At 72.5% G+C, this 10,494-nt stretch carries 14 protein-coding genes; 4 read left to right on the forward strand and 10 right to left on the reverse strand.

The annotated features are described in order from the left end of the window. Positions 1 to 59: 59 nt before the first annotated feature. Both AVW11_RS34305 and AVW11_RS34310 read right to left on the reverse strand, forming a co-directional pair. Entirely contained in the window at positions 60 to 1,424 is a 1,365-nt protein-coding gene (locus AVW11_RS34305; protein ID WP_076046974.1) for an NAD(P)-binding domain-containing protein, read from the reverse strand. Between the two features lie 53 nt (positions 1,425 to 1,477). Beyond that, positions 1,478 to 1,684, reverse strand: coding sequence for a hypothetical protein (locus tag AVW11_RS34310; RefSeq protein ID WP_060177423.1), 207 nt, complete (start codon positions 1,682 to 1,684; stop codon positions 1,478 to 1,480). Between the two features lie 237 nt (positions 1,685 to 1,921). Here AVW11_RS34310 and AVW11_RS34315 point away from each other — a divergent pair, with 237 nt between their 5' ends. Together AVW11_RS34315 and AVW11_RS34320 are read left to right on the forward strand one after the other, a co-directional pair. After that, positions 1,922 to 2,290, forward strand: coding sequence for an ArsR/SmtB family transcription factor (locus AVW11_RS34315; RefSeq protein WP_060177422.1), 369 nt, complete (start codon positions 1,922 to 1,924; stop codon positions 2,288 to 2,290). A 5-nt stretch (positions 2,291 to 2,295) separates the two neighbouring features. Next, positions 2,296 to 2,787 (forward strand): GNAT family N-acetyltransferase, encoded by a 492-nt coding sequence (locus AVW11_RS34320; RefSeq protein WP_060177421.1) that lies wholly within the window; start codon positions 2,296 to 2,298, stop codon positions 2,785 to 2,787. 176 nt (positions 2,788 to 2,963) lie between these two features. Here the strand turns inward: AVW11_RS34320 and AVW11_RS34325 are convergent, their stop codons facing one another. Continuing rightward, positions 2,964 to 3,749, reverse strand: a complete 786-nt coding sequence (locus AVW11_RS34325; protein ID WP_060177420.1) for an aquaporin — start codon at positions 3,747 to 3,749, stop codon at positions 2,964 to 2,966. Positions 3,750 to 3,789: 40 nt separating this feature from the next. Further along, positions 3,790 to 4,104, reverse strand: a complete 315-nt coding sequence (locus AVW11_RS34330) for an ArsR/SmtB family transcription factor (RefSeq protein ID WP_060177419.1) — start codon at positions 4,102 to 4,104, stop codon at positions 3,790 to 3,792. A gap of 107 nt (positions 4,105 to 4,211) precedes the next feature. Here AVW11_RS34330 and AVW11_RS34335 point away from each other — a divergent pair, with 107 nt between their 5' ends. Beyond that, positions 4,212 to 4,631, forward strand: a complete 420-nt coding sequence (locus AVW11_RS34335; RefSeq protein WP_076046975.1) for an arsenate reductase ArsC — start codon at positions 4,212 to 4,214, stop codon at positions 4,629 to 4,631. Positions 4,632 to 4,696: 65 nt separating this feature from the next. Here AVW11_RS34335 and AVW11_RS34340 read toward each other — a convergent pair whose 3' ends face one another. Then, entirely contained in the window at positions 4,697 to 5,719 is a 1,023-nt protein-coding gene (locus tag AVW11_RS34340) for an SMP-30/gluconolactonase/LRE family protein (protein ID WP_076046976.1), read from the reverse strand. Between the two features lie 108 nt (positions 5,720 to 5,827). Next, positions 5,828 to 6,724 (reverse strand): helix-turn-helix domain-containing protein, encoded by an 897-nt coding sequence (locus tag AVW11_RS34345; RefSeq protein ID WP_076046977.1) that lies wholly within the window; start codon positions 6,722 to 6,724, stop codon positions 5,828 to 5,830. 147 nt (positions 6,725 to 6,871) lie between these two features. Here AVW11_RS34345 and AVW11_RS34350 point away from each other — a divergent pair, with 147 nt between their 5' ends. Next, entirely contained in the window at positions 6,872 to 7,381 is a 510-nt protein-coding gene (locus AVW11_RS34350; RefSeq protein WP_076046980.1) for an SRPBCC family protein, read from the forward strand. 60 nt (positions 7,382 to 7,441) lie between these two features. Here AVW11_RS34350 and AVW11_RS34355 read toward each other — a convergent pair whose 3' ends face one another. The 4 genes from AVW11_RS34355 to AVW11_RS34370 form a co-directional block, all read right to left on the reverse strand. Then, a complete protein-coding gene (locus AVW11_RS34355; protein ID WP_030843915.1) occupies positions 7,442 to 7,738 on the reverse strand; it encodes an SCO5918 family protein in 297 nt (98 codons plus the stop codon). 58 nt (positions 7,739 to 7,796) lie between these two features. Further along, a complete protein-coding gene (locus AVW11_RS34360; protein ID WP_076046978.1) occupies positions 7,797 to 8,195 on the reverse strand; it encodes a CBS domain-containing protein in 399 nt (132 codons plus the stop codon). Positions 8,196 to 8,240: 45 nt separating this feature from the next. Then, complete coding sequence (locus AVW11_RS34365) at positions 8,241 to 9,755, reverse strand: DEAD/DEAH box helicase (RefSeq protein WP_076046979.1); 1,515 nt, start codon at positions 9,753 to 9,755, stop codon at positions 8,241 to 8,243. A gap of 250 nt (positions 9,756 to 10,005) precedes the next feature. Next, positions 10,006 to 10,209, reverse strand: a complete 204-nt coding sequence (locus AVW11_RS34370; RefSeq protein WP_030843922.1) for a cold-shock protein — start codon at positions 10,207 to 10,209, stop codon at positions 10,006 to 10,008. Between the last annotated feature and the right edge of the window lie 285 nt (positions 10,210 to 10,494).

The following is a 10,494-nucleotide window of genomic DNA, read 5'->3' on the forward strand; positions in this document are numbered from 1 at the left end:
GTGGCCGCGACCGGACCTCCGTCCCGGTCGCGGCCACGCCGCGTTCAAGGTCGCTCACCTCAGCAGCCGCCGGAGGAGGTGGGGGCGGCGCCGATGGTGAGGGTGGCCGGGGCGCCGCAGCACCCGCCGCCGGTCTCCTCGGCGGCGGCGGGCTCGTCGAAGAGGCCCGCGCCGCCGCAGACTCCCGTCTCGGGGAGGGTGAGTTCGACGCGCTCGGCGGCTTCGTGGTCGCCGGCGAGGTGGGCGGCGATGGAGCGGACCTGCTCGTAGCCGGTCATGGCGAGGAAGGTGGGGGCGCGGCCGTAGGACTTCATGCCGACGAGGTAGACGTCCTTCTCCGGGTGGGAGAGCTCGCGCACGCCGTGCGGGTAGACCGTGCCGCAGGAGTGCTGGTTGGGGTCGATGAGCGGCGCCAGCTCGACCGGGGCCTGGAGGCGCTCGTCGAGGGAGAGGCGGAGTTCGTCCAGGAACGACAGGTCGGGGCGCAGGCCGGTGAGGACGATGACCTCGTCCACCGGGTCCAGGCGGCGGCCGTCCTCGCCGGAGAGGATCACACGTCCGTCTTCGGTGCGCTCGAAGGCGCCGGTGCGGAAGCCGGTGACCGCGTCGGCGTGGCCGCTGTCGACGGCGGCCTTCGCGGCGAGGCCGAGGGCGCCGCGCGCGGGCAGCTGGTCGGCCTCGCCGCCGCCGAAGGTGGAGCCGGAGATCCCGCGGCGCAGGATCCATACCGCGTGCGTGCCGGGGCCGTCCGGGGACGTGGCGAGGTCGGCCAGGTAGGCGAGGGCGGTGAAGGCGGAGGCGCCGGAGCCGATGACCGCGGTGCGCCTGCCCGCGTACCGGGCGCGAGTGGCGGGATCCTTCAGGTCCGGGACGCGGTAGGCGACGCGGTCCGCGGCGGCCTTCTCACCGAGGGCGGCGAGTCCGCTGCCGCCGGCGGGACTGGGGGTGGACCATGTGCCGGAGGCGTCGATGACCGCGCGGGCCCGTACTCGCTGCTCGCGGCCGTCGGTGCTCTCGTAGTGGACGACGAGGGGCTGGGTCTCGCGGTCGGCGTCGACGATGCGGTCGCGGCCGGTGCGGGAGACGCCGGTGACGCGGGCGTCGTAGCGGACCCGCTCACCCAGGGCGTGAGCCAGCGGCTGGAGGTAGAGGTCGGCCCAGTCCCCGCCGGAGGGGTAGGTGTCCTCGTCGGGCTTGACCCAGCCGGTCGGGGCGAGGAGTTTCTCGGCGGCCGGGTCGACGACCTCGCCCCAGCGGGAGAACAGCCGCACGTGGGCCCACTCGCGGACGGCGAAGCCGGCGGTGGTCCCGGCTTCCAGGACGAGGGGTTCGAGGCCCCGGTCGAGGAGGTGGGCGGCGGCCGCGAGTCCGGCGGGGCCGGCTCCGATGACGACGACGGGCAGCTCGGTGGTGGTCTCGCTCATGACGTGTCTCCGGGTCTTGATGCAGGCAGTCGGGGTGGGCGGGGATCGAGTGGTCAGCAGCAGCCGGCGCGGGCGGCGACGGCCGCGCGCCGGGACTGCGGGTCGCAGCAGGCTCCGGCGGCGTCCGCGCCCTCGCGGGTGCCGCAACACGGCGAGGACTCGGCGGGATGCACTTCTGCGGTGGGCGCGGCCGAGACGGGGCCGCAGCAGGAAGCCACGGTCTCGGCGGACTTCGGGCTGGGGGCGAGCGGGTCGTTCATGACGACTCCCTGATGTTTCGACGTTTGTCTATGCCGACGCGATCAGCATGGCACCTGTATCGACAGACGTCAACATAGACAGACGTCGAAATGGTGGGGTCGTCGCTGAGCACAGGCCGTCGGCAGTGGGAGTGGCCCTGGAGGCGTCGGGCCGGCCGGTCCGCCGCTCGGCGGCCCACTCGGCCCGCGCGTGAAACACCTCCGCCAGCCTGGTTCGACATGTGTCAACATAGACGTATGTCGAATGCGAAGGTACTGCCGCTCCTGGAGCCCGAGCCCGTCGCGCCTTGCTGCCCCCCGCTGACCGAGCGCCCCATGTCCGCGGACGAGGCCGAGGTCGCGGCGAGGATGTTCAAGGCCCTCGGCGACCCCGTGCGCCTGCGCCTGTTCTCCGCCGTCGCCTCCCACGAGGGCGGCGAGGCCTGCGTGTGTGACATCTCCGATGTCGGCGTCTCCCAGCCCACCGTCTCCCACCACCTCAAGAAGCTGAAGGAAGCCGGGCTGCTCTCCTCCGAGCGCCGCGGCACGTGGGTCTACTACCGGGTCGAGCCGTCCGTGCTCGCCGCCATGGGCGCGCTGCTGGCCGGCGCCGCGAAGGCGGCGTGAGCGGAATGCGGGTCGAGGAACTCCGCCCGGAGCATGCCGAGCAGGTGCTGGCCATCTACCGGGCTGGGATCGACGAAGGCCACGCGACGTTCGAGACGGAGGCCCCCGGCTGGGCTGCGTTCGACAAGGCCAGGCTGCCCGGCCACCGCTTCGTCGCCCTCGATGACGACGGCGGCCGGGTGCTGGGCTGGGTCGCGGCGAGCGCGGTCTCCGACCGGTGCGCGTACGCCGGCGTGGTCGAGCACTCCGTGTACGTCCACCCCGACGCCCGCGGCCGCGGCGTCGCCCGAGCCCTCTTGGATGCGCTGATCGCTTCCACGGAGGCGGCGGGGATCTGGACGATCCAGTCCGGGATCTTCCCCGAGAACACCGCCAGCCTCGCCCTGCACGCGCGGGCCGGGTTCCGCATCATCGGCACACGTGAACGGATCGGCCGACACCACGGGATCTGGCGGGACGTGGTCCTGCTGGAGCGCCGCAGCCCCGTCCTGACGTAGGCCACCACCTCACTCCGGCACGGGTTCGCCAGGCATCGGCCGGGGCGGCGCGACCGGGCCCCCCGACCCGGCCGTGGCCAGAGGCTCGGCGACCAGCCAGGGGGCGACGCCGGTGGGGGTGTCGGCGGCGAGCCCGGACCGGCCGCCGCAGATCACCACCGTGTCGGCGCGCCGCGTCACGCCGCGGGCGTCCCGGAGTCCGTCCTGCCGCGCATGAAGATGACCGCCACCAACGCCAGGCCCGCTGCGGCACCGATCAGCTGCATGGCGATGAAGCCGGGCACCGACGCCGGGGCGATGCCCGCGAACGTGTCGGTGAAGGCGCGGCCGATCGTCACCGCCGGGTTGGCGAAGGAGGTGGAGGAGGTGAACCAGTACGCGGCGCCGATGTACGAGGCGACCGCGACGGGGGCGAAGCGCAGCCTGTCCGTGCGGGCGAGGCCGAAGATCAGCAGGATCAGGCCCGCGGTGGCGACGACCTCGCCGAGGAGGAGGTTGCCGGCGGAGCGGTCGTGCTGCGACCACTTCACCAGCGGCTCCCCGAACATCGCGTCCGCGAGGATCGCACCGGCGATCGCGCCGGCGATCTGCGAGGGCACATGGACGGCGAGCTCGCGGGAGCTGACGCCGGCGCCGCCGCGGCGGGCGGTCCACCACTCGGCCAGCGTGACGGCCGGGTTGAAGTGGGCGCCGGAGACCGGACCGAGGAGGGCGATCAAGACACCGAGGCCGAAGACGGTGGCGGTGGAGTTGGCCAGCAGTTGGAGGGCGACGTCGTCGGTGAGCTCGGTGGCCTGGATGCCGGAGCCGACGACGATCGCGACCAGGGCGGCGGTGCCGACCAGCTCGGCGGCCGCCCGGGCGATCAGGGGGGTACGGGGCGCAGTCGCGCCGGGCGCGGGCTGCGGCGACGTGTCCGCGGGGGTTATGGCGCCGCTCGCGACGGGCTCGGTGGCGGTCAAGGCAGGTTCTCCTCGGGCAGGTGAGGCACAACGCGGAAGGCTACGGGCAGGACCGCTTGAGGTTCGCTTCGGCGGTGGCTCGCGCGGTCCGGGCGAGGTCGGCGAACTGACCGGCGAGGGCTTCGATGACTTCCGGACGCAGGCGGTAGTAGACGTACCTGCCGCACGGCTCCGTCTCCACGACCCCCGCCTCGCGCAGCACCTTCATGTGGTTGGAGAGGTTCGTCTGCTTCGCGCCCGTCTCTTCCACGAGGTGGCTGGTGCACAGCGTCTCGCGGGCGAGGAGGGTCACGATCTGGAGCCTGAGCGGGTCGGCCAGAACCCGGATCAGATCAGTGTCGACTGACGTCATCATCCGCTGATACTGTCACATCACCGAGGGCTGATACCAGCCTTGGCTGATCCGTCTCGCCGGTTGACGGTGGTGACGTAGCCGTTGCCTGACACCACAAGGAAGAGCCGATGCCCGCGAACCCGCTCGCGTCCGTCCTGTTCGTCTGCATCCACAACGCGGGCCGATCCCAGATGGCGGCCGGGTTCCTGCGCCACCTCGCGGGCGACCGCGTCGAGGTACGCTCCGCCGGGTCCATGCCGGGCGACCGGATCAACCCGTCCGCGGTGGCCGCCATGGCCGAGCTGGGCATCGACATCTCCGACCAGCAGCCGAAGGTCCTCACGCCCGAGGCCGCCCAGGCCTCCGACTACATCATCACGATGGGCTGCGGCGACGCCTGCCCGTACTTCCCCGGCAAGACCTACCTCGACTGGCGGCTCGAAGACCCCGCCGGCCAGGGCGTCGAGGCCGTCCGCCCCATCCGCGACGAGATCAAGGGGCTCGTCGAGGGCCTCATCGCCGAGATCGACGCCGCGTCGCAGGCCTGAGGCGCCCGACGTGACCGGGACGGCCCGCTTCCCCGCCTGCTCCGGCACGCGCTCGTCTCGGGCGGCTACGGCCTCGCCGCGTGCATGCCCGTGGTGATCTCGTCGTCGAGGTGGGCCAGGAGGAGGTTGGGGTCCTTCGCCGTGATGTACGCGGCACTCAGGACGTAGGCGGTGTCGCCGCGCAGGGCGATGGAGGTGGGGTTCTGCAGGCCGTCGGCGGCGGTCAGGACGGTGGAGTGGGTGCCGTCGGACCGGACGAGGGCGACCTCGCCGGGGCCGTTGAGGGCGGCCAGCATCTGGTCTCCGTGGCCGGTGAAGGCGAAGTCGTCGATCCCGGCCAGACCGGTGGCCCGGATCTGGACCGGCCCCGCGCGACCGTCCCGCAGAACCGGTATGCGCAGGACGGTGCCCCGGTCGAGGTTGCTGACCCACAGCGCCCCGCCCCGGATCTTCAGCCCGTTGGCGCCGAGGAACCCGGCGGGGGCCAGTTCGGGGGCGGTGGACCAGGTGCTCGGGGTGCCGCCGGTGACGGGCAGGCTCGTGACCGTGCCGAGGACGGAGTCGGTGATGTACAGGGTCTGCGTGCGCGGGTCCAGGGCCAGGCCGTTGGGCAGCCCGTCCGCGGGCAGCGCCGCGATGCGCTGCGGTGTGCCGCCGGGGCGCAGGCGCCACAGGCCGGTCAGGTCGGCGGTGCCGGTGGCGTACAGGAAGTACAGGGTGCCGTCGTGCGCGCGGACGATGCCGGTGGTCAGGGCGAAGCCCAGGACCGGGGTGTGGATGCCGCCGTCGGCGGGGGCGGGCAGGGTCGCCAGGATCCGGGTGGATCCTCGGGGGGTTGTACGGGCGATCTGGCGGGCGGCGGCGAAGGTGACGTAGGCGCTGCCGTCGGGAGCCAGCGCGATGTTCTCGGGCGTCTGGTGGCGGGCTAGGTCGAAGTGCGCGGCCACGCGGACGCAGCTCAGCGGGGCGGAGACGGCGGACGCGACGCCGGGGGTGGCCGCCACGACCGCTGCGGCGGTCAGGGCGACGGCTGCCGTGGCGATCCTGATCCTGGGCGACGTGCTCTTGCCCAACGTGTTCTTGAACATGGTTCCTTCCTGTTTTCGGGCATGCGGCAGCGGTACGCCGACGCGCGTAGGTGGGGTGGGGAGCTTCGGGGACGACCGGTGGCCGCCCCTACCCGGGCGTGTGCCGGGTCAGCCGGAACCGGCCCGGACCGTCGGCCGTGCCGGGCCGTGCTGCGGGGTGACCTGGTCGAGCAGGGCCAGTGTGGTCCGGGCGGGCGAGTCGGCCTCGGTGGTGGCGACCACGATGTTCTGCCCCAGGCTCGGGTCCTGGCTCAGGGTTTGCTGGGTGACCGTCAGCGGGCCGACCAGCGGATGCCGCATGCGGTAGGTCGCGACGGTGCACGCCATGACGCGGTGGTCGGCCCACATCGAGGCGAAGTCGGCGCTCTTCGCGCTCAGTTCACCGACCAGGGCGTGCAGGGCGGTGTCGTCCGGGTGCCGGCCCGCCACCAGGCGGAGATGTCCCACCACGGCCCTGGCCTTCGCGGGCCAGTCGGCGTACAGGTCGCGGGTGTGGGCGTCGAGGAACACCAGCCGGGCCATGTTGGGCCGCTGTGCCGGCCGCTCCGGGGCGCCGGGGTCCAGGTGTCCGGCGAACAGCGCATGGCCCAGCCGGTTCCATGCCAGGACGTCACTGCGGCGGCCCGTCAGGATCGCCGGGACGTGGGCCAGCGCCTCCAGCAGCTGGCGGGTCGCCTCAGTCACCCGCTCCGGCGCGGGGCTGCGGCGCCGCCCCGGGTCCGCGGCCGAGGACCGGGCCAGGTTGTGCAGGTGCAGGCGCTCGGCCTCCTCCAGCCTCAGGGCCCGGGCGATGGCGTCCAGCACCTGCGGTGAGGCGTTCAGGGACTGCCCCTGTTCCAGCCGGGTGTAGTAGGAGACGCTGACGCCCGCCAGCGACGCCAGCTCCTCGCGCCGAAGACCCGGCACACGACGCCGTTCCCCGTAGTCGGGTATCCCGAGATCCTCCGGTCGCAGCTGGGAGCGCCGTGTCAGCAGGAACTCCCCGAGCCGCACTTTTGCGTTCATGGATCCGAGTATGGGGCGGGCCCGACCGCACAGCCTGACCCTGGCGCGGGTAGGCACCGGCGGGTCTGGCTCCCCGTCCGGACCGGTGGTGACGTGGGCCTCGCCGACACGGCACCGGCCCGCCCCTCAACCGTCCAGGAGGACGCCTTGAACACCACCGCCAGCGCCCACGACCTCTTCGAGGCCCTGAACCCATCGGAGTTCGCCTTCACCCGGCGTGCCTGGGTCGATGCCGCGCCCAGCCGCGTCTACGACCTGATCAGTGACGTCTCCGGCATCGGGCGCTGGAGCCCCGACGCGAGCGATGTCGCCTTCGACCCGGGCGCCGGGCCCTGGGTCGGAGCCTGGTTCAGCGGCCGCAACCACAGGGACGGCCGGCAGTGGAGCACCCGCTCCCAGATCGTCCGGGCCGACCCGGGCGCCGCCTTCGCCTTCGTGGTCGGCGGCGCCGAGGACGGCATCGTGCGGTGGGGCTGGACCTGCCGCCCGCAAGGACGCGGAACCGTCGTCGAGCAGTCCTGGCAACTCCTGCGCCTGGACGCCGTACTCGGTACCACCCGCGGCGACCTCGACGCGCTGCGGGACCACATGGCGGGCAGCGCCGAAACCACCCTGCTCTCCCTCGCCCGGTGGATCGCCGAAACACCGCCCGCGTGAACGACGCCGCGGATCAGTGCAGCCGAGCGGTCAGCAGGAGGTCCGGGCGGTCGGCGTCTCTCAGCCGAGCATCGCGGACGCCTGCTGAAGGGGGGTGAGAAGGCGCGCGGGCGCGGCGGCCCGGGGACTGCCGTGGCAGGTGAACCCGAGCTGGGTCATGGCCCGGACGACTTCGCCGGCGCTGAAGTCGCGGCGGTCCTGGCGGGTGATGACCTGGCCGACCTGCTTGACGGGGTAGGTGCGGCGGCCGACGGTCACGGACTCGCCGAGGACCGGCTCGGGTTTGATGCCCTTCATCGATTGCAGGACACCGCTCTTGGTGAGATCGAACGGGAAACGGGCGATGACGCAGCGCATGGGACCTCGCAGGGAGAAGGAGCGGGACGGTCGTGCCGCGGGGGGAGGGAGAAGGCGCTCAGCCCGCGAGGGCGTGGACGCCGGCAGCGCTGCCCTGTCCGTCGGCGACGGGGAGGGCGCCACGTCGGCGGTGGCGCATCCCGGCCCCGGCCGGCACCGCCCCGGGGGAGGTGGCCGGGGCGCGGTCACCGAGGACGTCGCGGAGCCGGACCCGGTCCGTGTACGCGTCACCGTCACGGACGGCGGCGAGCTGGGCGGGGGTCACCAGGCCGGTGCACAGGCCGTCGTCGTCACAGACCAGCAGGTGTCGTGCGCGGGCGCTGGCCATGACGGACAGGGCCACTTCCACCGTCATGTCGTCGGAGACCTGGGGGGAGGCGGTCTCCGGGGCAACGTCCGCCGTCCGGTGCCCGGAATCGGCGACGGCCGGCCGGGGTTGCATCTGGACCAGCGTCAATAGGTGCCTCCTGCAGAGATGGGTCAGCGTTCGGATCACGTGGGGTCAGGCCGCCGCGCCGCTGGGGCTGCGGCGACCGCCGACGCGCCGGGCGGCCGAGGCGGAGCCGCGCCGGCCGCGGGAGGCGGTGCCACGCCGGGGCCGGTCGGACGCCGGGGCGGTGATGACCACGGGGACACCTGAGGGGGCCTGGGCTCCGGTGATCCTGCTCAGCTCCGCCTCACCGGAGCGGACCTGGGTGGTCTGCGGGGTGATGCCGGCAGCGGCCATGAGGCGGGTCATGTCACGGCGCTGGTTCGGGGTGACGAGGGTGACGACGCTGCCGGACTCCCCCGCGCGGGCGGTGCGGCCGCCGCGGTGGAGGTAGTCCTTGTGGTCGGTCGGCGGGTCCACGTTGACGACGAGGTCGAGGTTGTCGACGTGGATGCCGCGGGCGGCGACGTTCGTGGCGACCAGGACGGTGACGTGTCCCGCCTTGAAATGGGCCAGCGTGCGGGTGCGCTGAGGCTGCGACTTGCCGCCGTGCAGGCCGGCCGCGCGTACTCCGCTGCCGAGGAGGTCCTGGGTGAGGCGGTCCACGGCGTGCTTGGTGTCCAGGAACATGATCACCCGGCCGTCGCGTGCCGCGATCTCCGTCGTCATCCGGTGCTTGTCGGCGCCGTGGACGTGCAGTACGTGGTGTTCCATCGTCGTGACCGCGCCCTGGGAGGGGTCCACGGAGTGGACCACGGGGTCGGAGAGGTAGCGACGGACCAGCAGGTCGACATTGCGGTCGAGGGTGGCGGAGAAGAGCATCCGCTGGCCCTCGGGGCGGACCTGGTCCAGGAGGGCGGTGACCTGGGGCATGAAGCCCATGTCGGCCATCTGGTCGGCCTCGTCCAGGACGGTGATCGCGACCTGGTTCAGCCCGCAGTCGCCGCGGTCGATGAGGTCCTTGAGCCGGCCGGGGGTGGCGACGACGACCTCGGCGCCGCCCCGCAGCGCACTCGCCTGCCGGCCGATCGGCATGCCGCCGACGACGGTGGCCATACGCAGCTTGACCGCACGGGCGTAGGGGGCGAGGGCGTCGGTGACCTGCTGGGCGAGTTCACGGGTCGGGACCAGGACCAGGGCCAGCGGTCGGCGGGGCTCGGCGCGCTGCCCGGCGGTGCCGGCCAGCAGCGCAAGGCCGAAGGCCAGCGTCTTGCCGGATCCGGTTCGGCCGCGGCCCAGGACGTCACGGCCCGCCAGGGTGTTCGGGAGGGTCGCGCCCTGGATCGGGAACGGGACGCTGACCCCTTGAGCGGTGAGCGCGGCGAGGAGCTCGGCGGGCATGTCGAGGTGCGCGAACTCCTCGACGGGCGGCAGAGCGGGAGTGATCGTCTTCGGCGGGGCGAACTCACCCTGTACCGGGGCGGACCGCCGGCCGGAGCCGCCCGAACGGCTCGGACCTCCCGAACGGCTCGGGGTGGACGAACCGGAGCGACTGCCCCGGGCCGAGCCGGTGCCATACGCGAAACCTGTGCCGCCGGTGCGGCTTCGGTTGCGGGACGAACGATTGTTGCTGCGTGTGGGGTTCATTCAGAACCTTCCTTGATACGGCACGCATCAAGGAATTTCCACGCGGAAGAACTTCACGGGGAATCGCAAGAACGGACCGAATGGAATGCGGGATCGAGCCTGGGCTGCTGAGAACGTGCCTCGACACGGGCACGGAGGGAGATGCCCTCAGGCAGATACAAGCCGCAGGTGAACAGCTGCGGACGGGCGTCCGCAGCTGGGGCCCGCACCCCGAGGGATGCGGGCCCCAGCTACACATGGTGCGTGAGTGTCAGGCGAGAACGATGTTCTCGGCCGTCGGGCCCTTCGGGCCCTGCGCGACCTCGAAGGTGACCTTCTGGCCTTCAGCCAGCTCACGGAAGCCTTGTGCGGCGATGTTCGAGAAGTGGGCGAACACGTCGGCGCCGCCACCATCCTGCTCGATGAAGCCGAAACCCTTGGCCGCGTTGAACCACTTGACGGTACCGGATGCCATGTCAAATCTCCTTTGGGGCAGTACACCGGCATCCGCAATGGACGGACGCCGTGTCGCCGCGATGATGCCCCGGCCGGAAATCAACCCGGAATACGAATTTGGGAACCACAACTGCAACCGAGATCGACAATAGCACGCCGTAGCGGGCCGTGTACGTGAAATCAATTCACCCCGGCCACCGCACCAAAAAGCCTCTCCGCCTGGACCGCAAAATCCTCGCCCCGCCGCGACAGATATCAGCAGCGCGCGGGCGCAGGCACCGCCGGGACCGGCGGGCCGGCGGGC

The sequence above is a fragment of the Streptomyces amritsarensis genome, assembly GCF_001953875.1.
Lineage (GTDB): Bacteria > Actinomycetota > Actinomycetes > Streptomycetales > Streptomycetaceae > Streptomyces > Streptomyces amritsarensis.